Annotated in this window: 23 protein-coding genes; 12 read left to right on the top strand and 11 right to left on the bottom strand. The window is 62.1% G+C overall.

Annotated elements, in window-relative coordinates:
- Positions 1-28: 28 nt before the first annotated feature.
- Complete coding sequence (locus B9N88_RS06640) at positions 29-781, bottom strand: thioesterase II family protein (RefSeq protein WP_027603896.1); 753 nt, start codon at positions 779-781, stop codon at positions 29-31.
- A gap of 302 nt (positions 782-1,083) precedes the next feature.
- Between B9N88_RS06640 and B9N88_RS06635 the strand changes: the two genes are divergently transcribed.
- The gene (locus B9N88_RS06635; RefSeq protein WP_027603895.1) at positions 1,084-1,635 is read left to right on the top strand and encodes an RNA polymerase factor sigma-70; all 552 of its coding nucleotides are present in this window, start codon (positions 1,084-1,086) and stop codon (positions 1,633-1,635) included.
- A gap of 2 nt (positions 1,636-1,637) precedes the next feature.
- Here B9N88_RS06635 and B9N88_RS06630 read toward each other — a convergent pair whose 3' ends face one another.
- On the bottom strand, positions 1,638-2,426 hold the full coding sequence (locus B9N88_RS06630) for a substrate-binding periplasmic protein (RefSeq protein WP_051429302.1): 789 nt from the start codon (positions 2,424-2,426) through the stop codon (positions 1,638-1,640).
- Between the two features lie 93 nt (positions 2,427-2,519).
- On the bottom strand, positions 2,520-3,143 hold the full coding sequence (locus B9N88_RS06625) for a TetR/AcrR family transcriptional regulator (RefSeq protein ID WP_027603893.1): 624 nt from the start codon (positions 3,141-3,143) through the stop codon (positions 2,520-2,522).
- Between the two features lie 153 nt (positions 3,144-3,296).
- Between B9N88_RS06625 and B9N88_RS06620 the strand changes: the two genes are divergently transcribed.
- The 7 genes from B9N88_RS06620 to B9N88_RS06575 all read left to right on the top strand — a co-directional run bounded on the left by B9N88_RS06620 (position 3,297) and on the right by B9N88_RS06575 (position 12,354).
- Positions 3,297-5,075 (top strand): acyclic terpene utilization AtuA family protein, encoded by a 1,779-nt coding sequence (locus B9N88_RS06620; protein WP_027603892.1) that lies wholly within the window; start codon positions 3,297-3,299, stop codon positions 5,073-5,075.
- A gap of 101 nt (positions 5,076-5,176) precedes the next feature.
- Complete coding sequence (locus B9N88_RS06615; RefSeq protein ID WP_027603891.1) at positions 5,177-6,793, top strand: acyl-CoA carboxylase subunit beta; 1,617 nt, start codon at positions 5,177-5,179, stop codon at positions 6,791-6,793.
- 16 nt (positions 6,794-6,809) lie between these two features.
- Positions 6,810-7,967, top strand: coding sequence for a citronellyl-CoA dehydrogenase (gene atuD / locus B9N88_RS06610; protein ID WP_027603890.1), 1,158 nt, complete (start codon positions 6,810-6,812; stop codon positions 7,965-7,967).
- Positions 7,964-8,725: an enoyl-CoA hydratase/isomerase family protein gene (locus B9N88_RS06605; protein ID WP_027603889.1), complete on the top strand. Its 762-nt coding sequence runs from the start codon at positions 7,964-7,966 to the stop codon at positions 8,723-8,725. Before atuD ends, B9N88_RS06605 begins: the two co-directional genes overlap by 4 nt.
- A 779-nt stretch (positions 8,726-9,504) precedes the next feature.
- Positions 9,505-11,388: an acetyl-CoA carboxylase biotin carboxylase subunit gene (locus B9N88_RS06585; protein WP_027603888.1), complete on the top strand. Its 1,884-nt coding sequence runs from the start codon at positions 9,505-9,507 to the stop codon at positions 11,386-11,388.
- Positions 11,389-11,462: 74 nt separating this feature from the next.
- The gene (locus B9N88_RS06580; RefSeq protein WP_027603887.1) at positions 11,463-12,005 is read left to right on the top strand and encodes a 3'-5' exonuclease; all 543 of its coding nucleotides are present in this window, start codon (positions 11,463-11,465) and stop codon (positions 12,003-12,005) included.
- Positions 12,006-12,069: 64 nt separating this feature from the next.
- On the top strand, positions 12,070-12,354 hold the full coding sequence (locus tag B9N88_RS06575; protein ID WP_027603886.1) for a pyrimidine/purine nucleoside phosphorylase: 285 nt from the start codon (positions 12,070-12,072) through the stop codon (positions 12,352-12,354).
- Between the two features lie 63 nt (positions 12,355-12,417).
- Here B9N88_RS06575 and B9N88_RS06570 read toward each other — a convergent pair whose 3' ends face one another.
- Both B9N88_RS06570 and B9N88_RS06565 read right to left on the bottom strand, forming a co-directional pair.
- Positions 12,418-13,224, bottom strand: coding sequence for an MOSC domain-containing protein (locus tag B9N88_RS06570; RefSeq protein ID WP_027603885.1), 807 nt, complete (start codon positions 13,222-13,224; stop codon positions 12,418-12,420).
- 39 nt (positions 13,225-13,263) lie between these two features.
- The gene (locus B9N88_RS06565) at positions 13,264-14,199 is read right to left on the bottom strand and encodes a chemotaxis protein CheV (RefSeq protein WP_027603884.1); all 936 of its coding nucleotides are present in this window, start codon (positions 14,197-14,199) and stop codon (positions 13,264-13,266) included.
- 29 nt (positions 14,200-14,228) lie between these two features.
- Here B9N88_RS06565 and B9N88_RS32265 point away from each other — a divergent pair, with 29 nt between their 5' ends.
- The 4 genes from B9N88_RS32265 (at position 14,229) to B9N88_RS06550 (ending at position 17,104) form a co-directional block, all read left to right on the top strand.
- Positions 14,229-14,462: a hypothetical protein gene (locus tag B9N88_RS32265; RefSeq protein ID WP_133822115.1), complete on the top strand. Its 234-nt coding sequence runs from the start codon at positions 14,229-14,231 to the stop codon at positions 14,460-14,462.
- 287 nt (positions 14,463-14,749) lie between these two features.
- A complete protein-coding gene (locus tag B9N88_RS06560) occupies positions 14,750-15,199 on the top strand; it encodes a hypothetical protein (RefSeq protein WP_027603883.1) in 450 nt (149 codons plus the stop codon).
- Between the two features lie 355 nt (positions 15,200-15,554).
- Positions 15,555-16,448, top strand: a complete 894-nt coding sequence (locus tag B9N88_RS06555; RefSeq protein WP_027603882.1) for a sensor histidine kinase — start codon at positions 15,555-15,557, stop codon at positions 16,446-16,448.
- On the top strand, positions 16,445-17,104 hold the full coding sequence (locus B9N88_RS06550; protein WP_027603881.1) for a response regulator transcription factor: 660 nt from the start codon (positions 16,445-16,447) through the stop codon (positions 17,102-17,104). The genes B9N88_RS06555 and B9N88_RS06550 overlap by 4 nt, the downstream gene beginning before the upstream one ends.
- On the opposite strand, the gene yegS is transcribed toward B9N88_RS06550, so the two are convergent.
- From yegS to B9N88_RS06520, 6 genes are all read right to left on the bottom strand, one after another.
- Positions 17,063-17,983: a lipid kinase YegS gene (gene yegS / locus B9N88_RS06545; RefSeq protein WP_027603880.1), complete on the bottom strand. Its 921-nt coding sequence runs from the start codon at positions 17,981-17,983 to the stop codon at positions 17,063-17,065. The genes B9N88_RS06550 and yegS overlap by 42 nt on opposite strands.
- 96 nt (positions 17,984-18,079) lie before the next feature.
- A complete protein-coding gene (locus B9N88_RS06540) occupies positions 18,080-18,625 on the bottom strand; it encodes a hypothetical protein (protein ID WP_027603879.1) in 546 nt (181 codons plus the stop codon).
- 33 nt (positions 18,626-18,658) lie between these two features.
- Entirely contained in the window at positions 18,659-18,985 is a 327-nt protein-coding gene (locus tag B9N88_RS06535) for a hypothetical protein (RefSeq protein ID WP_027603878.1), read from the bottom strand.
- 24 nt (positions 18,986-19,009) lie between these two features.
- Positions 19,010-19,318 carry a hypothetical protein gene (locus B9N88_RS06530; protein WP_027603877.1) on the bottom strand — a complete coding sequence of 103 codons (309 nt, stop codon included), beginning with the start codon at positions 19,316-19,318 and terminating at the stop codon, positions 19,010-19,012.
- A gap of 433 nt (positions 19,319-19,751) precedes the next feature.
- Positions 19,752-20,144: a DUF2802 domain-containing protein gene (locus tag B9N88_RS06525; protein ID WP_027603876.1), complete on the bottom strand. Its 393-nt coding sequence runs from the start codon at positions 20,142-20,144 to the stop codon at positions 19,752-19,754.
- Complete coding sequence (locus B9N88_RS06520; protein WP_005790025.1) at positions 20,145-20,627, bottom strand: chemotaxis protein CheW; 483 nt, start codon at positions 20,625-20,627, stop codon at positions 20,145-20,147. It abuts the gene before it with no gap.
- Between the last annotated feature and the right edge of the window lie 14 nt (positions 20,628-20,641).

Genomic DNA, 20,641 nt, shown 5'->3' with positions numbered 1-20,641 from the left:
TGCGGGAAATTCGGGAATGGGAGAGCGATCAGCCGGCGGCCAGTTGCCGCGCCGCGCCATTGCGCCAGCGGGCCAGGTGTTCGTCGGCATAGCGCCGCACGCAGCGCAATACGGCGCTTTCGTGCTGGATAAGGAAGAAGTGGTGGCCGTCGAACATGTCCAGGGAAAAACCGCTGGCGGCATCGAGCTGCCAGTCGAGCAACTGGTCGGCGCGCACGCTGTCCTGCTTGCCGCCGAACACATGGATCGGCAGGTCCAGCGGCTTGCGCTCGCCGTAGGTGAAGCTGCCGCACAGCAGGAAGTCGGCGCGCAGGATCGGCAGCATCAACTGCATCAGCTCGGGATTGGCCAGGGCTTCTTCGGCAGTGCCTTGCAGTTCGCGCAGGCGGGCGATCAGTTGCGCGTCGGTCTTTTCGATGGCGTATTCGCTGACATCGCGGCGGGCCGGGCCGGCCGTGCCGGAGGCGAACAGCGCCAGCGGCGCAGGGACATTCCGTGCGTTTAACGCGTGGGCCAATTCAAAGGCCAGCAGGCCGCCGAGGCTATGCCCGAACAACGCATAAGGGCCGCTCAAGTCGCGACTGATTTCCTCCGCGAGCTGCGCCGCCAAGGCCTTGATATCGCGCTGCAGGGGCTCGTCCATGCGCATGCCCCGCCCAGGCAATTCCAGCGGGCACACCTGCAGCCACTCCGGCAACGTGCGGCGCCAACGCGCGTAAACCATGGCGCTGGCGCCCGAATAGGGCAGGCAGAACAGGCGCAGTCGAGTCGGCGTAGTCATCCCGCGGCGACTCCAAACTGAAACACGCTGTGTGCACGATAAAAACCCATGTCGTCCTCCTGCGGGTGCTGATCCTTGGCCGCTTGACTAACGGCCCTGTCACCCAGAAGAACGGACGGCACCGGCAAATAATTAGTCGCCGGGTACCTGCGAGACGTGGTTCACACCTAACAAGAAAGCATAAGATTAGTTCGCCTTCTCATTTGACAATCATTATCATTCAGCATAATTTGTTGCCCGATGTGTAGGAGGCCTCAGCAAGGACGCCCTCCCCTAACCTCTTTTGCGACAAGGTGATTTCCATGACGGAACAAGTATCCACAGGCAGGTGCGACTCACCGCTTCTCCAGGCATTTGTCGACAATCGACTGATTCTGGTGAAGATTGCGGCACGTATTACCGGGTGCCGCTCCCGTGCCGAAGATGTAGTGCAGGACGCCTACTTCCGCCTGCAATCGGCGCCGACGATCACGTCATCGTTCAAGGCCCAACTGAGTTATCTGTTCCAGATCGTGCGCAACCTGGCGATCGATCACTACCGCAAGCAGGCCCTGGAACTCAAATATTCCGGGACGGAAGAGGAAGGCTTGAATGTGGTCATTCACGGCGCTTCACCGGAAACCTCCCACATCAATTTCAACACCCTGGAAAACATCGCCGACGCCCTGACGGAGTTGCCCCAGCGCACCCGCTACGCGTTCGAGATGTACCGCCTGCACGGTGTGCCGCAAAAGGACATTGCCAAGGAACTCGGGGTTTCACCGACGTTGGTGAACTTCATGATTCGCGATGCGCTGGTGCACTGCCGCAAGGTGTCCGGCAACCATAGCGATACGTTTGCACGGCGCGTGTGACCTCAGGGTACCGCCATCACATCGATGCGGTACGGCTCGAAAATCTTCAGCATCTCGCCGCTGTCGCGCAAGCGCTTGAGCAACGCCGAAAACGCCTCGCCCGTGATCGGCGCCTTGGGCCGCAGCAACGCGTAGTGGTGATAGACCTGGTCGATGCGCTCCGAGACCAGGAACTGCCCGGCCATATCCGCATTGCGCACCATGAAGTCACTCAAGTACGAACGGGTTACCAAGGCGATGTCCGCACGCCCGCGCGCAACCATCAGCAGGTTGCTGTCATGGGAATAGGTCAAGGTGGCGTTGAAGTGCTCGGCCAAGTACTTGGGGTCGGGGTTGAAGTTGGCAAAGGCGTAGTGATAGCCGCTGAACACGGCCAGGCGTTTTCCGGCAAGGTCGGCGAAATAGTCCTGGCCTCGACCGGGCTCACGCTGGGCGACGAAGATTTCCGCATCTTCCAGGCCCATGTCGATGCTGGTGTGGGCAACCTTCTGCCAGCCCCAATCGGGATTTTCGAAGATGGCCATGTCGATACGGCCTTGTTCGAAATCACGAAAACGCCGAGGGATGGAGGTCGGTACCAGCACAAACTGGTAGTCGGTTTGCGAGGCGTTCAGGGCCTCCACCAATTGAGGCAACAGACCGGTGTCGGCGCCTTGCTCCGGGCGCACGGTGTAGGGCGGAAAATGCGCCGCGCCGATACGCACCAGTTGCGCAGCCGAAGCCGGCAACCACGCTGCGGTGCCGAGTGCCCATAAAGTAAGTCCTGCAGCCAACCGCCATGGCGATAACATCAAGGCACACACCGTTCAATACATCGATGTCGATAAGCTAGGCGTTTTTGTCCAGCTAGACAACTTTCCACCGGAAAATTAATAGCTTGCGCCTCAATCGGCCTTCAAAACCATCAACAAGGCTTCTTCGGCCAATTGCTCCAGGGTCAGGTTGCCCTCGGCGCGAAACCAGGTGGTGGTCCAGGACAAGGCTCCGGTGAGGAAGCGTCGCGCAATAAACACATCGCCCTTGATGTAACCCGCCGCCTTGGCCTCGCCCAACACCTGCAGCCAAATGTCTTCGTACACATCGCGCAGCGCCAGCACCTGGGCCTGGGCGTCGGTCGACAGCGAACGCCATTCATACACCAGCACCGCCATGGCCTCGCCGCTGCCACCCATGATCGACTGCAATTCGCAGCGAATCAGCGCCAGCACACGTTCGCGTACGGTGCTCGCCTCCTCGAGCGAGGCACGCATCAAGGCGGTGTTGTAGTGGATGGTTTCCTCCATCACCGCGCGCAGGATCTCGTCCTTGCTCTTGAAGTGATGAAAGATACTGCCGGACTGGATGCCCACGGCACTGGCCAGGTCGCGCACGGTGGTGCGTTCAAAGCCCTTGTTGCGAAACAGGTGCGCCGCGGTTTGCAGCAACTTGCCCCGGGCACTGTCGGGGTCGGTCAATTGGCCGCCGTCGACCATGGTGCGCATCACCCGCAGGGCTTTGTGCTCATCCATGCTGCTCTCCTCTACTTCTACTGACGTCTTGGCCGGCAATTTAGGCCGTGCCAGTCACCCAAGCAAGCGCTTGGGCAAAACTTGTGACCGGAGTTTACAAACCAAGCGCTTGCTTGGTAGTCTCGTTACCAGCCATTCGAGGAAGGATTTCTCATGAGCAAGACGGTTCGTATCGGCTGCGCCAGCGCCTTCTGGGGTGACACCTGCAGCGCGGCCGCGCAGTTGGTGCACGGCGGCAAGCTGGACTACCTGGTGTTCGACTACCTGGCGGAAGTCACGATGTCGATCCTCGCCGGTGCACGGATGAAAGATCCCCAGGCCGGCTACGCCACGGATTTCGTCGAGGTGCTCACACCGCTGCTGGCCGAGATCCAGCGCCAGGGCATCCGCGTGATCAGCAATGCCGGCGGCATCCACCCCCAGGCCTGCGCCGCCGCCCTGCAAGCTGCCTGCGATACAGCCCAGGTGCCGTTGAAAATCGCCGTGCTGCTGGGCGATGACCTGCAACCCCGGCTCAAGCACCTGCACGGCATCACCGACATGTTCAACGGCGCGCCTCTGCCGCCCCTGTGCGTATCGGCCAATGCCTACCTCGGCGCACCGGGCATTGCCCAGGCGCTGCAGTTGGGCGCGGACATCGTCATCACCGGCCGGGTGGTCGACAGCGCGGTGGTCAGCGCGGCACTGGTGCATGAATTCGGTTGGTCGTGGCAGGACTACGACCGCCTGGCCCAGGCCGCGTTGGCCGGGCATATCATCGAATGCGGCGCACAGTGTACCGGCGGCAACTTCACCGACTGGCGCGACGTGCCCGACTACGAGCACATCGGCTTTCCCATCGTCGAAGTCAATGCCGATGGCCAGTTCACGGTCAATAAAGTCGAGGGCAGCGGTGGCCTGATCAGCGAACTGAGCGTGGCCGAACAACTGCTGTATGAAATCGGCGACCCACACGCGTATCTGCTGCCCGATGTGATCTGCGATTTCAGCCAGGTGAAGTTGCAGCAGCAAGGCAAAAACTGCGTACGCCTGCACGGCGCCAAGGGGTTGCCGCCAACGCACCAGTACAAGGTCAGCGCCACGTACCCGGAAGGCTTTCGCTGCACCGCCAGTTGCCTGATCGCCGGGATAGACGCGGTGGCCAAGGCCGAGCGGGTCAGCCAGGCGATCATCAACAAGACCTCGGAACTGTTCAGCCAGCGCGGCTGGGCGCCCTACACCGACGTGAATATCGAACTGCTGGGCAGCGAAGCGACGTATGGCCCCCGCGCCCTGCGCCACGACTGCCGCGAGGTGGTGGTCAAGCTGGCGGTGCGCCACCCGAGCAAACCGGCCCTGGTGCTGTTCGCCCGCGAGATCGCCCAGGCGGCCACGGGCATGGCGCCGGGGCTGACCGGGATTGTCGGCGGGCGGCCGACGGTGTACCCGCTGATCCGCTTGTTCTCGTTCCTGATCGATAAGGCCGCCTGTGAGGTGGTAGTCGACTTCCAGGGCCAACGCCACGTCTGCACGCTGCCCATCGCCGACGCGCCGATCCTGCCTGCCGCGCCGATGGATCCGCCCCAGCCCCAAGGCCGCGCCGACGCCAGCGTGGCGTTGGTGAAACTCGCCGTGGCACGCTCCGGCGACAAGGGCAACCACAGCAATATCGGGGTCATCGCCCGCGCCCCCGAGTACCTGCCGTGGATTGCCGAAGCGCTGACGCCAGAGGTGCTCGTCGACTGGATGGGTCATGTGCTCGACCCCGTGCACGGCCGCGTTGAACGCTGGTATTTGCCCGGCAGCCACAGCCTCAATTTCCTGCTGGAAAACGCCCTGGGCGGCGGCGGTATCGCCAGCCTGCGCATCGACCCCCAGGGCAAGGCCTTCGCCCAGCAGCTGTTGGAAATCCCCATCGCTGTGCCGCAACACATTGCCGATCAACTCACGTAAAGGAGCATTGCCGTGGCCTTCGACTCGATCTTCAAAGCCCGCCTGTTCCAGGGCTACACCGTGATCGTCAGCGGCCGCGACACAAGGCGGAGCAATAAACCATGCCGCTGATTGACAGCCTGATCGATCCCCACAGCCCGCAGTTCGCCCAGAACCGCGCCGCCATGCTGGAAGGCATCCAACACCTGCGCCAGTTGGAACAGACCCTGCTGGGCAAGGCCGAGGAGGCCAGGCCCAAGTTCGAAAAACGCGGCCAACTGCTGCCCCGCGAGCGCCTCAACCTGCTGCTGGACCCGGGCGCGCCGTTCCTGGAACTGGCGAGCCTGGCCGGCTACAAGCTGCATGATGACAAGGACGGCAGCGCCGCCGGCGGGGGGTTGATCGCCGGCATCGGCTACGTCAGCGGCGTGCGCATGCTGGTGGTGGCCAATAACAGCGCGATCAAGGGCGGCACCGTTTCGCCCTCCGGCCTGAAAAAATCCCTGCGCCTGCAACAGATCGCCATGGACAACAAACTACCGGTGGTGACCCTCGCCGAAAGCGGCGGCGCCAACCTCAACTATGCCGCGGAGATTTTCATCGAAGGCGCGCGCAGCTTTGCCAACCAGGCGCGCATGTCGGCCATGGGCTTGCCGCAGATCACCGTGGTGCACGGCTCGGCCACGGCGGGGGGCGCGTACCAGCCAGGGCTGTCGGATTACGTGGTGGTGGTGCGCGGCAAGGCCAAGCTGTTCCTTGCCGGCCCGCCGCTGCTCAAGGCGGCGACCGGTGAAGTCGCCACCGATGAAGAATTGGGCGGCGCCGAAATGCATGCACAGATCGCCGGCACTGCTGAATACCTGGCGGAAAACGACGCCGATGGAGTGCGCATCGTCCGTGAAATCGTCAGCCTGTTGCCCTGGGATGAGCGCCTGCCGTTGGCGCCCAAACGCACTTACGCCGAGCCGCTGTACCCCATCGACGACCTGCTGGGGCTGATCCCCGCTGACCCGAAAAAGCCCTACGACGTGCGCGAGATCCTCGCGCGCCTGGCCGACGGTTCGCAGTTCCTCGAGTTCAAGGCAGCGTTCGACGCCCATACCGTCTGCGGCCATCTGCACATCCAGGGCCGCGCGGTCGGCGTGATCGGCAACAACGGCCCGATCACGCCCAAGGGCGCGAGCAAGGCGGCGCAGTTTATCCAGCTGTGTGACCAGAGCCGCACACCGCTGCTGTTCCTGCACAACACCACCGGCTTCATGGTGGGTACCGAAGCGGAGCAGCAAGGGGTGATCAAGCATGGCGCGAAGATGATCCAGGCGGTGGCCAACGCACGGGTGCCTAAACTCACGGTGGTGGTCGGTGGCTCCTACGGCGCCGGCAACTATGCAATGTGCGGTCGCGGCCTGGACCCACGTTTTATCTTCGCCTGGCCCAACAGCCGCACGGCGGTGATGGGCGGTGCCCAGGCGGGCAAGGTGCTGCGGATCGTCACCGAGGCCAAGCAGTTGAAAGACGGCCTGGTGCCGGATCCCAAGGTGCTGGACATGCTCGAACAGGTCACCGCGCAAAAACTCGACAGTCAGTCCACTGCCCTCTATGGCAGCGCGAACCTGTGGGATGACGGGCTGATAGACCCACGGGATACCCGTACCTTACTCGGCTTTCTGCTGGATATCTGTCACGAGGCCGACGTCCGCGAGTTGCAGCCCAACAGCTTCGGCATCGCGCGCTTCTAACCGGAGAACAAGAACAATGATCTTCACCCAGGAACATCAGGAACTGCGCCGCACCGTCCGTGCCTTCGTCGACCGCGATATCAACCCCCATGTGGACGCATGGGAAAAAGCCGGGCGCTTCCCCATCCACGACATCTTCCGCAAGGCCGGCGACCTCGGCTTGCTGGGGATCTCCAAACCGGAACAATTCGGCGGCATGGGCCTGGACTACAGCTACTCGATCGTCGCCGCCGAAGAGTTCGGCACCATCCGCTGCGGCGGCATCCCCATGTCCATCGGCGTGCAGACCGATATGTGCACCCCCGCCCTCGCCCGCTTCGGTTCCGATGAATTGCGCGACGAATTCCTGCGCCCGGCTATCAGCGGCGAGCAGGTCGGTTGCATCGGCGTCTCGGAAACCGGCGCCGGCTCCGATGTGGCCGGGTTGAAAACCCATGCGCGCAAGGACGGCAGCGACTATGTGATCAACGGCAGCAAAATGTGGATCACCAACTCGCCCAGCGCCGACTTTATCTGCCTGTTGGCCAACACCTCCGACGACAAGCCGCATATCAACAAGTCGCTGATCATGGTGCCGATGAACACCCCAGGGATCAGCGTCAGCCCGCCCCTGGAAAAACTCGGCATGCACAGCTCCGAGACCGCCCAGGTGTTCTTCGACGGCGTGCGCGTGCCCCAGCGCAATCGCATCGGCCATGAAGGCGCGGGTTTCATGATGCAGATGCTGCAGTTCCAGGAAGAACGCCTGTTTGGCGCGGCCAATATGATCAAGGGCCTGGAGTACTGCATCGACAGCACCGTCGAGTACTGCAAGGAGCGCCAGACCTTCGGCAAGGCGCTGATCGACAACCAGGTGATTCACTTCCGCCTGGCCGAACTGGCCACCGAAATCGAATGCCTGCGCGCACTGGTCTACCAGGCCACCGAGCAGTACATCAAGGGCCAGGACGTGACTCGCCTGGCCTCCATGGCCAAGCTCAAGGCCGGGCGCCTCGGCCGCGAAGTCAGCGACAGTTGCCTGCAATACTGGGGCGGCATGGGCTTCATGTGGGACAACCCGGTGGCCCGCGCCTATCGCGACGTGCGCCTGGTGTCGATTGGCGGCGGTGCCGATGAAATCATGCTGGGCATCATCTGCAAGTTGATGGGCACTTTGCCGGGGAAAAAGCCATGAATACCCTGCTGCTCGAACCCCACAACGGCGTGTTGCACATCACCCTCAACCGGCCCGAATGCCGCAATGCCATGAGCCTGGAAATGGTCAACGAACTGCGCGCGGTGCTGGCCGGGTTGGACAGCCAGGTGCGCGCCGTGGTGATCAGCGGCGCAGGCGGGCATTTTTGCGCCGGTGCCGATGTGAAGGACCTGGTCAGCGCCGGCGATCAATTGCAGGCCCTGAACCGGGCCTTCGGCACGTTGCTGCAAGCGGTGGAAGCCGTGTCGCCAGTGGTCATCGTGGTGCTGCAAGGCGCGGTGCTGGGCGGCGGGTTTGGCCTGGCCTGCGTGAGTGACATCGCGATTGCCGATCACAAGGCGCAGTTCGGTTTACCGGAGACCAGCCTGGGGTTGCTGCCGGCACAGATCGCACCGTTTGTGGTCAAGCGTATCGGCCTGACCCAGGCGCGGCGACTGGCGCTGACGGCGGCGCGGTTCGATGGGTTGGAAGCTCAACGGCTGGGGCTGGTGCACTTCACCGAGACCGATCCGCAGGCGTTGGCGGAGCGTCTGGATGAGGTGCTGGGGCAGGTGCTGCGCTGCGCCCCCGGCGCCAATGCGCGTACCAAGGCGCTGTTGCTGGCCAGCGTGGAGCAGCCCGTGGGGCCGCTGCTGGACCAGGCGGCGCAGTGGTTTGCCGAGGCGGTGACCAGCGCGGAAGGGATCGAGGGGACGCAGGCGTTTGTGCAGAAGCGCAAGCCTGGGTGGTGCAAATGACGCCCGCTGAGCATGGGTATCTACACAATTTTCTGTGGTCTGTGGCGAGGGCGCTTGCTGCCGTGGCGGCCTTCGGGCCGACCATGTCGTTGGGTTTGACCGAGTACATATCCGTTGCTGCGGTAACGGCTGCCTATGGTTCCGCTCTTACAGCGGGTCACTTTGGAAAAGCCCCAAAGTAACCAAAGGGCTCTTGCCCCACCACTCGGTACCTCGCCTAGGCTCGGTATGCCCGAACGCAGGCTTGAATCCGTGGGCCGCCGTCATGGGCCATCCCTGGCCCAGGACGGCTAACCCGGCGTCCTGCCGGGTTACCCACGGATTCAAGCCTGCGTTCGGCCAGCGTGGTTAACGGGGCGCCTAAGATCAAAATCAAAAGCAGATCAAGAGCCAGAGCAGATCAAAAGATTGCTGACTTCGTCAGCGGTTAAGGAAGTAGAAGCCACACCGCGTACGCTTCAAAGATCAGGTCGGCTTTAAGGCCGCCTCGCTTTGTTTTTGATGTGGGATCGCCCCGTCAAACACGCTGGCCGAACGCAGGCTTTGGAGCGTGGGTAACCCGGCAGGACGCCGGATTAGCCGCACTGGGCCAGGGATGGCCCATTGCGGCGGCCCACGCTCCAAAGCCGGAGTGAGGGCACACCGAGCCTAGGCGAGGTGCCGAGTGTTGGGGCGAGGACCTTTTGGTTACTTTTGGGTCCTTCCAAAAGTGACCCGCTGTAAGAGCGGAACCCTAAGTGGCCGTTACCTAAATAACGGATATACACACGGAGCAAAAAATGCCGCAGTTCACAAAAATCCTGATCGCCAACCGCGGCGAAATCGCCTGCCGCATCCAGCGCACGGCCCAGGCATTGGGCTACCGCACCGTCGCCGTCTACAGCGACGCCGACGCCCAAGCCCGGCACATACAAATGGCCGACGAAGCCGTCCACATCGGCCCCGCCCCGGTACAGCAGTCGTACCTGAACATAGAAGCCATCCTCAATGCAGCCAAACTGACCGGCGCCGACGCCATCCACCCCGGCTACGGCTTCCTCTCGGAAAACCCCGGTTTCGCCCGCGCGTGCCAGGACGCCGGCCTGACCTTCATCGGCCCCAGCGCCGAGGCCATCGAATTGATGGGCAGCAAGCGCCGGTCCAAACTCGCCATGCTCGAGGCCGGCGTGCCTTGCATCGCCGGCTACCAGGGCAGCGCCCAGGATGACACCTGCCTGCAACGTGAAGCCGAGCGCATCGGCTACCCGCTGATGATAAAGGCCAGCGCCGGCGGCGGTGGCCGTGGCATGCGTCTGGTCCACCAGCCGGAGGCGCTGCTGGAAAGCCTGCACAGCGCCCGCTCGGAGGCCAGGCATGCGTTCGGCAGTGACGAACTGATCCTCGAACAGGCGCTGATCGAGCCGCGCCACGTCGAGATCCAACTGTTCGGCGACCGCCACGGCAACCTGATTTACCTCGGCGAACGCGACTGCTCGATCCAGCGCCGCCATCAAAAAGTCATCGAGGAAGCGCCCTGCCCGGTGATGACGCCCGAACTGCGCCAGGCCATGGGCGAGGCCGCGCTCAAGGCCGGGCGCGCAGTGAATTACCTCGGCGCCGGTACCGTGGAATTCCTGCTCGACCGCAACGGCCGGTTCTACTTCCTGGAAATGAACACCCGCCTGCAAGTGGAGCACCCGATCACCGAGCTGATCACCGGCCTCGACCTGGTGGCCTGGCAACTGCAGATCGCCGCCGGCCAGCCGCTGCCGCTCGAGCAGGCGCAGGTGAGCCTGAGCGGCCACGCCATGGAAGTGCGCCTCTATGCTGAGGACCCGGCCCAGGGCTTCCTGCCGCAAACCGGTGAGGTGCTGCGCTGGGAACCGGCCGTGGGCGTACGGGTTGACCATGGGCTGTGCGAAGGCGAAACCATCAGCCCGTTCTATGACCCGATGCTCGGCAAGCTCATCGCCCATGGCGCCACCCGCGAAGAAGCCCGGCGCAAACTGCTGCGGGCGGTGGAAGACACGTTGTTGCTGGGGGTGACGACCAATCAGCGCTTGTTGGCTGAACTGCTCAAGCACCCAGGGTTTATCGAGGGTGATTTCAGCACCGGGTTTATCGCCGAGCACTTCAGCGAAATACCGCGCCCGGCCGCGACAAGTGATCAACTCGCCCTGGCCGCCGCGCTGTTTTACCAACACAGCGCCGACCAGCATCCCCACGGCCTCGCGGGATGGCGCAACAACGCGCGGGTTCCCTGCACCTTTCGCCTGGAGGTCGACGGCGAAACCCACACCGTCACCGCCGCCCCCCTGCCACTCAGCACCGATGGCCGTCACGCCACCGTGGTGCTCAACGGCATTCGCCGGCGTATCGCCTATCACCTGGAGGGCTCTCGGCTGTGGTTGCCAGGCCTTATCGTCACCAACCGCACCCAGCAGGTTGCCGGGCGCCAGGCCGACGCAGGCAGCGGCACGGTCAAGGCACCGATGGACGGTGCCATCGTCGACGTCCGCGTCAGCACCGGTGAACAGGTGACTAAAGGCCAACTGCTGCTGGTGCTCGAAGCCATGAAAATGGAGCATCCACTCAAGGCCGACAGGGACGGCGTGGTCAAGGCCGTGCAGGTGATGGCGGGCGATCAGGTACGCAATCGCCAGGTTCTGCTGGAGATCGAATAACCCCCTAGTCGGAACTACAAGGCCGGTCTACGCTCTATCCCCAACAGGAAAGGACGAGTACGGGAACCTGCGCGATGCCTCATTGGCTGATTATTGACCTTGAAGCCACAACGGATGAAGGCGGCTGGCCCGTGACGGAGATGGAAGTCATCGAGATCGGCGCTAGCCTGGTAAACCGCCAGGGCCGCGAGCTGGACCACTTCCAGCGCTTTGTGCGGCCGCTGCGCCGCCCCTTGCTCACGCCCTTTTGTCGCCAGCTGACCCATATCACCCAGGCAAATATCGACGGCGCTGCACCGTTCATCGAGGTGTGGCCGCTGTTCGAGCGCTGGCTGGGCCAGCATCAGGCGCGCCTGGAAGGCTGGGCCAGTTGGGGTGACTACGACCGCGTGCAGCTGGAGCTCGAATGGCAGCGCCATGGCCTGGCCAGCGCCATGGCCCCCACGCCCCATGTCAACCTCAAGCAACGCTTCGCCAAGGCCCGGCGCCTGGACAAGCCCCTGGGGCTCAATGGCGCCCTGCAATTGGCGGGGATGCAGTTCCAGGGCCAGCAACATCGCGCGCTGGAAGATGCACGCAACACCGCGCGCCTGCTGCCGCTGATTTTGCCGGTCTAGGCAGCTTCCCTGGCCTTGGGCATACTGGCCGACCTTTCCAGACCCTTTTTCCGAGGATTCGCCCATGTTCAAAGTCAACGAGTACTTCGACGGCACCGTCAAGTCGATCGCTTTCGGCACCGCAGAAGGTCCGGCGACCATCGGCGTGATGGCCCCGGGTGAATACGAATTCGGCACCGCCCAGCGCGAAATCATGCACGTGGTGTCCGGCGCCCTGAGCGTCAAGCTGCCCGACGCCAATGACTGGGAAACCTTCGCCGCCGGCAGCCAGTTCAACGTACCGGCCAACAGCAAGTTCCAGCTGAAGGTCGCGGTAGACACCGCTTACCTGTGCGAATACCGCGGCTGATCGCTGCGCCGCAAAAAAAATGCCCGTCTCCCAGGAGACTGGCATTTTTTATGGGCCCATGGCTTATTCGAGGATGATCACCGGCATGCCCACTTCCAGGCGGCCCACGCCATCGTTGACCAGGTTCTGGCCAAAAATCGCGCCGTCCTCGGTCTTGCGGTAGGCCTCCAGCGTCACAAAAGGCTCACGGTCGGGACTGCGCTCGCCGGTGTGCGGATCGATGGTGGTGAGAATGCAGCGTGAGCAGGGCTTGACTGCACGAAACTCCACATCCCCGATGCGCAGGCGCTTCCAGCCATCCTCGGCGAAGGCGTCGCTGCCTTCGATCACCAGGTTGGGGCGAAAGCGCAGCATGTCCATGGGACGGCCGACTTTTTGCGAGAGGTCGTCGAGGGACGCTTGCCCGATCACCAGTAACGGATAACCGTCGGCGAACGCGACCTGGTCATCATCGCGGCCGTAACCTGCCTGGGTAGTGCGCGCCCGCTCCAGAGGAATCTGCACCAGCCGTGTCGGTTTGCCGATAAAGGCGCTGACCCAGGCGGCGGCTTCGTCGCCGGCGTCCGGCACACGCAAGGTGTCGCGCCAGATGGTCACGCCACGTAACTCAGCCGCGCTGCCGGGCAACGCCACGTCCAGCGGCGCGTAGCCAGGCGAACTCAGGGTCAGGCCGCCGCTGCTGTTCCACAGCGCCGACAGTTGGCTCATCTTCGCCACGGCGCGCTGGGTGAGGAAACGCCCGCTGGCCTCATCCACCAGCATCCAGCGTCGATCGCCGTCCAACCCCAGTTTATCCAGGCCGATCTGTTGCAGGGTTTCGGCCTTGCCGGACTTCAAGGGGTAACGGTACAACGCGCTGAGACGAAGCATGGGCCAACATTCCTGAGGGGCAAAGCCGTCACCCTAAGGTCAAGCGGACGCTTCGTCCAGCATCAGGCGCTGACGCACCACATCCACCAGCTTGTCCGGCTGGAACTTGGACAGGAAGTTGTCGCAGCCGACCTTCTTCACCATCGAGTCGTTGAAACTGCCCGACAGCGAGGTGTGCAGCACCACGTAGAGCTTGCGCAGTCGTGGGTCGTTGCGGATTTCGGTGGTGAGGCGGTAGCCGTCCATCTCGGGCATTTCTGCGTCGGTGAAGATCATCAGCAGCTTGTCGGTCATCACATGGCCGGCGTCGGCCCAGGCCTTGAGCATGTTCAGCGCCTTGAGACCGTCGCTGGCGATGTGCATCTTCACGCCCAGTTGGCCGAGGGTGTCGCGCAATTGCGACAGGGCCACGTTGGAGTCGTCCACCAGCAGCACTTCGCGGCCACGGGCGCGTTCCAGCACCGGGTCGTCGAGTTTTTCGCGGGAGACCTTGGCGTTGTACGGCACGATCTCGGCGAGGACTTTTTCCACGTCGATGATCTCCACCAACTGGTCGTCGACCTTGCTGATGGCGGTGAGGTAATGCTGGCGCCCGGCGCTGGTCGGCGGCGGCAGGATGGCCTCCCAGTTCATGTTGACGATGCGGTCCACGCCACCCACCAGGAACGCCTGCACCGAGCGGTTGTACTCGGTGACGATGATGGTGCTGTTGGGGCCCGGCACCAGCGGACGCATGCCGATGGCCTGGGACAAGTCGATCACCGGCAGGGTCTGGCCCCGCAGGTTGACCACGCCGCACACGAAGGGGTGGCGCTGGGGCATCAGGGTCAGCTTGGGCAGTTGCAGGACTTCCTGCACCTTGAACACGTTGATGGCGAACAGCTGCCGCCCGGCCAGGCGGAACATGAGGATCTCCAGGCGATTCTCACCCACCAGTTGCGTGCGTTGGTCTACCGTGTCGAGAATGCCGGCCATTAAGAGCTCCTGGTGTGCGCTGGAAAGTAATGCGCGAAGTGTTTGTGCAGTTAGCTTGTTATCGGCGGCAAACGCCGGACCTTGACCCCGGTAAAATGCCACGTAAATTCATTGATGTCACACTGACATCATGCTTTACTGCTGAGGCCTGTTCATATGGCGGTGCAGCGACGTTGCGCGACATTCAAATCGACGCAAGGTTCCGCCATGTAAGGGATTCCCCTATACACAATCAGGCCCAACCTGATGTTCGCAATATCTAATAGCCATTAATGTGATGCCATTCTCATTGCATGAATGGAGTCAGGCTTTTGTTTGCCATCCCCAGCCCTCGTCTTATGGGTTTTCCAGACGCTCACGTCGCGGCAACTGAAGGTGTGCAATCGAGCCCGCTCACGGGGGCCACGCACAGCCTTCGCCGTCATTCAAATAAACGTCCTACTGAAAACTCAGAAGCAACCTACAGATTCCCGTTCTCTTTCAGCGGTAGTTTTACGCCATTCACCCGGTGCGACCTCTCATCACCCGACCTTATGTTGTGGAGACTTGCATGATGAACGACGGTAACGAGTGGCAACTTGCACTTCCTGAGTTCCTGCGCGAGGCTGAAAAGCTGCTGACCAAGTCGGAAGAATGCCTGAGCCACCTGCATTTGATCCGCAACGACAGTGACGCCATCGACTGCATGAAAATCAGCCTGATCAAGCTCGCCGAAAAGGCCGATTGCCTGGCCCTGCAAGCGATCAGCGAGTTCTCGCGGCATATCCAGGACGTGATCGCCAACGCCGAAAACCCGTTGCAGTTACATGATCAAGCCCTGGACGCCCTGCATGACTGCCTGACATTGCTGGCCTGGCAGTTGGAATTGATCGATGCAAAAACAGGCCAACTGCCCCTGGATGAAGAAGAACAGACCAAGTTGATTGACACGGTCACCCTGCACATTCCGCAAAAGGGTTTCAGTTACAATCCGCAACAACGTATGCACCATTTGTCTTGAAGCGTTATCAGGTCGCATTCAAGCACGGGGTTATCTAAAAACGACGACTCCAACTAATCTGCTGGAGAAAAATGGCTATTCAATATCAATTAGCCATTAACGATACAAACCCTTTGAAATAATACAACCTCACTTCATTAACTCTGGGATTATCATTCCTCGAGTTGTTGCGCGTTTAAATAGGCCCGCCAGGCACGGCACCTGGCGACCAACGGTAAGAGTGGTGGTACTATGCACCCGCTTGAAGTGACTCAACTTCAGCCTGCTTGAGAACGATTCAAGAACGTATTCCAAACAGAGCCCGGTCAGCCGCGACCGGTCTTCCCGCAGCGAACCTTCATTGGCTCCATCCGCTATGCATGCCAGCCTCAAGACATTCATCGCAAGGTCCGCGTCCCGCAGTAACGCACGCCGTTTGATCCTCGCCCTGTGCCTCGGCTCGCTGCTGCTGAGCCTGTGGGCCTACAGCCGCTCCGCGCCGCTGCCACTGCTGGTGCTGCTGCTCAACCTGGCCATCTTGGTGGTGGTTGGCCTGCAACAGTGGCGCTCGCGTAAATCCATCAAGTTCCAGCCCCAGGAGTTGGCCGATCGCCTGTTGCAAGTGCAGGAAAACGAACGTCATCGCCTCAGCCGTGAACTGCATGACGATATCGGCCAGTTGCTGACCGCCGCCAAGCTGCAAAGCGAATGGCTCAAGCGCCGCCTGCCGGAGGAGCTGCAAAGCCAGTGCACCGTGCTGTGCAACACCTTGAACGAGACCCTGGCCAAGGTGCGCGACGTGTCCGCCATCCTCAACCCCCGGCAGCTCGCCAGCCTGGGCCTGGAAGCCAGCCTGCGCGCGCACCTGCTCAAGACCCTGGAAAACACCCCGGTGCACTGGAGCCTCGAATGCCAGCAACGACTGACCGGCATCCCTGAAGAAATGGCCGTGGCGGCCTTTCGCATTACCCAGGAAGCCGTGACCAACATGCTGCGCCACGCCCAGGCGCGCAATCTGCTGGTGCGCCTGCAACGCTTGCCCGAGGGCCTGTCGTTGACCATCTGTGATGACGGCCAGGGCTTTTCGCCCGCCATCAACCCCGGCCTGGAAGGTCAACGGGGCATGGCTGGCATGTCCGAGCGCATTGACCAGCTTGGCGGTTCATTGTCCGTCAGCAGCCAACCAGGCCACGGCACACGGATCGACGCGCTTTTCCCCTGGGCGCCTCGCTCCCTCGAACGGGCCAGCGCCCCTAAGGTTATCGAGTGACCTGCACATTACTCCTGGTGGATGACCATGCACTGATCAGGGCCGGCGTACGTGCGCTGGTACAGGATATTCCCGGCTACACGGTGACCGGCGAAGCCAGCGATGGCGCACAATTGCTGGAGCAGTTCAATACCCTGCTGCCGGATATCGTGCTGTTGGACTTGTCCATGAAACACACCACTGGCCTCGACGCGCTGCAGCAACTCAAGCGTGTGCACCCCAGGAGCAAGGTGCTGATCCTGTCGATGCACACCGATCCGGAGCTGATCATGTGCGCGCTGGAAGCGGGCGCCCACGGCTACCTGCTCAAGGACACCACTGCCAACGAGCTGGAACACGCGTTGCTGGCCTTGCGCAACAACGAGCGCTACCTGAGCCCGGCGATCGCCCATACCGTGATCAACCAGGCGCTGGTGCGCAGCCAGGGGCCGGCCACGCCCGCCAGCCACAGCCATAACCTCACGGCCCGCCAACTGGAAATCCTGCGCCTGATCGTGCGCGGCAAATCCACCCGCGAGATCGCCCACGGCCTGGGCCTGAGCATCAAGACCGTAGAAGCCCACCGCTCGCAAATCATGAAGCGCCTGCAGATATTCGATGTGGCGGGCCTGGTGTTATTTGCCGTGCGCGAGCAGATCATCAGCCTGGACGACTAGGGGCGAACCCACCGGCAGATGCACGCGCAGGGCCTTGGGCAAGGCCTCGAAGTGCAGGTCGTCACCTTCCAGCGGCTCGCCATCGAGGTTGATGTACAAGCCCTGTGCGACCTTGATGTTGACCCACGGCAGGCGTGCCCGCACGAACATCGCGTCCAGCTCCCAACCGTTACCCATCAGCTCGCGCAAGGTGCCGACCACTTCCTGGGGCGCCGGCAGGATACTGATGTCGAGCAAGCCATCGTCGGCCAATGCGCCAGGGCACAGCACATGCCCACCGCCCGCCTGGCGACCGTTGCCGATGCCCAGCGCGAGCAGCTCGCCCTTCCAGTGGAAATCCGGCCCGTCCAGCTCCGCATAGGCGGCCTTCAACTCGCTGAAGCGCGTCAGGCCGGTGAACAGGTAGGCGGCGCCACCCAGGACTTTCTTCAGGTCTTCGGAGGTATTGGCGGTGACCTGGCTGCCGAAGCCGCCGGTGGCCATATTCAGGAAGATTTGCCCGCCGACCTGGCCGAGGTCGATCGCACGGGGCGGCACATCCAGCAACGCCAGGGCCCGGGCGGGCTCCAAGGGCACGCCGGCAGCCTTGGCGAAATCGTTGGCGGTCCCCAAGGGCATCAGCACCAGGCTGGCCTCACCCTTGGCCTGCGCCATGGCCTCGGCCACATCGCGCAAGGTGCCATCGCCGCCGCCGGCAATGATGTGGGTATAGCCGCCCTCCAGTGCCTCCTTGACCAGGCGCTTTGCGTCACCACCCTCCCAGGTCACCCGTACCGCCAGCTCCCAACCCTGCTCGCGCCGGGCCAGCACGGCGCTGCGCACGTCCTCGTTGAGGGCCTGCTTGCCGTGGAGGATCAACAGTGCCTTGGGGGTGGTCATGGGTGGCTTACTCCTGGATTCAAAGGTGCTTGAAGGATGTGGACCCTGGGCGACCGAAAAAAAGCCATGGGCGTTGAAAATTAATCCCGCGACTCACTAGAAGTTATCCATCGCGTTGCACATCGACAGCTTGCCCTTGGGCACAGGCTCCACAGCGACCCATTGCTTGGCGCCCGCCGGCAGTTCATGCAACTGGATCGAACAATTGGCATACATGGACGCCTGCACCATGTAATCCACCCCGGGCCGAGGCACGAAGGCCATGCTGGCGGAGCATTGCCGGGAATACTGCAATTGCCCCAAGTAATGAAAGGCGATCGGCGTGTTCGCCGGCACCACCAATTCCGACGACACCGCAGCCGCCCACGAATAAATAGGCCCAGGCATGCCCAGGCTTTCACCGTTGTGATCGGGGAAGCCCGCTTTCGTCGACGCCATCACCCCGGCGCCCGGCACGTTCCAGTCCAGGCAATCACGCCCCGGCACCGCGCGCACCAGACCATCGGTGATCAACCGCACGCGGGCGGTCTCGCCGGTCTGCGGTGCAACGTAGCCGGTGGACAGGGAGCGGATGTTCGCCACTTGGCCGCAGCCGGTCAGCAGCACCAGCAACGCCACGGGAACCACACGTAAAAGGCTCATCAGCAGTCAACTCGCAGAGGAATAAAGGGCCGCTTACGGCTGACGGCAATTCTGCTTGACCGACAGCTCTGGCGCCGGTTCGTACTTCACCTGCTGCAAGCCATCAGCGCCCTGGAAGATGAAGTACTTGATCCGGCAGTCCTTGAACATCGGCGAATAACCCTCAGCCCGGAAGCCTTGGCCATCGACCTGCTTGGTCACAGCGTTGTTTCGGCTGACCACCGCGAGCACCTGGGCGTAACTCTGGCCCATCTTCACCCCCGGCTCGCCGGTGACCGTCATCGACGAGGCGCAACCGCCCAGCCCTGCCACCGCCAATGCCAGCGCGACGCCGTACAGTCCATTGCGTAGATCGTTCATTCCTTGCTTCCTTTTAGTGATGGATCAGCGGCGGCCATCGCACACTGGAGATTCGCCAACGCGGCCAAGCTTGCACAGGTCCAGATTATCCTTGCGGGTAAAGCCAGCGTCCTTCATGCAATAGAAGTGCTTCAGTCTCTCATCGATTGAGCCGCCGCCCGTGCCCGCCACATTCTCGTACCCGCACGCGAGCATGCTGCTCTTGACGCCCTCTACAGAGACCCCGCTCTTTTGCCAATCGGTAAAATCCGGCGGCGGCGGTTGGAAGCCCCTGCCCGTGCACCCAATCAATAACACCGCGTAAACACTCAACAGCAGCCCGCTCCTCAACATCGCGTTCCTCCTCATGGTTTGCGTAGACCGCTCACCCGCCAACGCGTCCCTGGCATGGCCCGTGGCTCAACGTGAGGTCAATGCCGCTGGCACCGATGCAACGTCCCTGCAACGGATCATCGACAGGGTTGACTGGACATCTTCAGCCTGATCGCCACTGAGCACGACGCGGTCGATCTTGAAGCACGGCATTTGATTGCGCGGTAAGCGCGGAGGTGGCAACCCAAGACGGCAGCCAAACAGAGGGTTTTGCTCGAGAGGGGATCAACAGGCATTTCGCATCCTTGTGAGTGAAACGTCCTACATGCGTAGCTTGGTCATCACAAACAAGTAAAAGTGCCACGGAAAAACATGGCACGGTGACGCATCCGACACAATCAGCCGCAGGCGGCATTCAAGGCATAGCGAGAAGCGCACGGTATACACGGCACAATCAGCTTTTGTGTAATTTACTCATCAACTGCGCCTCAGCCTGGGTCAAGCCACACGACTGGGTCAGTTCATCCACGGTAGCGCCCATGCCCACCAGCTTCGCCGCCTGGGCAAATGACAGGCTGGAAGGGTCACGCTGCTCGATCTGCGCCAGCTTGTCCGGCAGCGGCGCGAGAATGGCGCGCAGTTCATGCACCTCGTCCCCGACCCTCACCGCACTCTGCTGGAAGTGATCAACCCGCTTGACCAGCTCCAGCACCCGTCGATCACGCACCGCATCGCGCTCGGCCTGCTGCATCGCCAACTCGCGCTGCTGGCGTATGTAGCGCAGCAGAAAACCCAAGGTCCCGACCCACAACAGGGCCAGGACAATCACCGCGACCTCAAGGAACAATCAGATGCTCTCCAGTTCCGACCATTCTTCTTCGCTCATCATTTTGTCCAGCTCAACCAGAATCAACAGTTCGTTGTTCTTGTTGCATACGCCCTGGATGAACTTGGCCGATTCCTCGTTGCCCACGTTCGGCGCGGTTTCCACTTCCGATTGGCGCAGGTAGACCACTTCCGCGACGCTGTCGACCATGATCCCGACCACTTGCTTGTCGGCCTCGATGATGACGATACGCGTGTTATCGCTGACTTCGACCGTGTCCAGGCCAAAACGCTGGCGGGTGTCGATCACCGTCACCACGTTGCCGCGCAGGTTGATGATGCCCAGCACATAGCTTGGCGCACCGGGAACCGGAGCGATCTCGGTGTAGCGCAGCACTTCCTGCACGCGCATCACGTTGATACCGTAGGTTTCGTTGTCCAGTTTGAAGGTAACCCATTGCAGGATCGGATCATCCAAACCTTGTGCGGACGCTGACTTGTTCATATCTCTGACCCCTT

This window comes from Pseudomonas sp. LAMO17WK12:I1 (assembly GCF_900177315.1).
Taxonomy (GTDB): Bacteria; Pseudomonadota; Gammaproteobacteria; order Pseudomonadales; family Pseudomonadaceae; genus Aquipseudomonas; species Aquipseudomonas marginalis.
Note: the sequence above shows the minus strand (reverse complement) of the source record. Positions and strands in the feature narration are given on the sequence as shown.

Coding starts and splice junctions, on each gene's coding strand:
- B9N88_RS06640 (WP_027603896.1), bottom strand. CDS start 781: ATGACTACGCCGACTCGACTGCGCCTGTTCTGCCTGCCCTATTCGGGC.
- B9N88_RS06635 (WP_027603895.1), top strand. CDS start 1,084: ATGACGGAACAAGTATCCACAGGCAGGTGCGACTCACCGCTTCTCCAG.
- B9N88_RS06630 (WP_051429302.1), bottom strand. CDS start 2,426: ATGTTATCGCCATGGCGGTTGGCTGCAGGACTTACTTTATGGGCACTC.
- B9N88_RS06625 (WP_027603893.1), bottom strand. CDS start 3,143: ATGGATGAGCACAAAGCCCTGCGGGTGATGCGCACCATGGTCGACGGC.
- B9N88_RS06620 (WP_027603892.1), top strand. CDS start 3,297: ATGAGCAAGACGGTTCGTATCGGCTGCGCCAGCGCCTTCTGGGGTGAC.
- B9N88_RS06615 (WP_027603891.1), top strand. CDS start 5,177: ATGCCGCTGATTGACAGCCTGATCGATCCCCACAGCCCGCAGTTCGCC.
- atuD (WP_027603890.1), top strand. CDS start 6,810: ATGATCTTCACCCAGGAACATCAGGAACTGCGCCGCACCGTCCGTGCC.
- B9N88_RS06605 (WP_027603889.1), top strand. CDS start 7,964: ATGAATACCCTGCTGCTCGAACCCCACAACGGCGTGTTGCACATCACC.
- B9N88_RS06585 (WP_027603888.1), top strand. CDS start 9,505: ATGCCGCAGTTCACAAAAATCCTGATCGCCAACCGCGGCGAAATCGCC.
- B9N88_RS06580 (WP_027603887.1), top strand. CDS start 11,463: ATGCCTCATTGGCTGATTATTGACCTTGAAGCCACAACGGATGAAGGC.
- B9N88_RS06575 (WP_027603886.1), top strand. CDS start 12,070: ATGTTCAAAGTCAACGAGTACTTCGACGGCACCGTCAAGTCGATCGCT.
- B9N88_RS06570 (WP_027603885.1), bottom strand. CDS start 13,224: ATGCTTCGTCTCAGCGCGTTGTACCGTTACCCCTTGAAGTCCGGCAAG.
- B9N88_RS06565 (WP_027603884.1), bottom strand. CDS start 14,199: ATGGCCGGCATTCTCGACACGGTAGACCAACGCACGCAACTGGTGGGT.
- B9N88_RS32265 (WP_133822115.1), top strand. CDS start 14,229: ATGCGCGAAGTGTTTGTGCAGTTAGCTTGTTATCGGCGGCAAACGCCG.
- B9N88_RS06560 (WP_027603883.1), top strand. CDS start 14,750: ATGATGAACGACGGTAACGAGTGGCAACTTGCACTTCCTGAGTTCCTG.
- B9N88_RS06555 (WP_027603882.1), top strand. CDS start 15,555: ATGCATGCCAGCCTCAAGACATTCATCGCAAGGTCCGCGTCCCGCAGT.
- yegS (WP_027603880.1), bottom strand. CDS start 17,983: ATGACCACCCCCAAGGCACTGTTGATCCTCCACGGCAAGCAGGCCCTC.
- B9N88_RS06540 (WP_027603879.1), bottom strand. CDS start 18,625: ATGAGCCTTTTACGTGTGGTTCCCGTGGCGTTGCTGGTGCTGCTGACC.
- B9N88_RS06535 (WP_027603878.1), bottom strand. CDS start 18,985: ATGAACGATCTACGCAATGGACTGTACGGCGTCGCGCTGGCATTGGCG.
- B9N88_RS06530 (WP_027603877.1), bottom strand. CDS start 19,318: ATGTTGAGGAGCGGGCTGCTGTTGAGTGTTTACGCGGTGTTATTGATT.
- B9N88_RS06520 (WP_005790025.1), bottom strand. CDS start 20,627: ATGAACAAGTCAGCGTCCGCACAAGGTTTGGATGATCCGATCCTGCAA.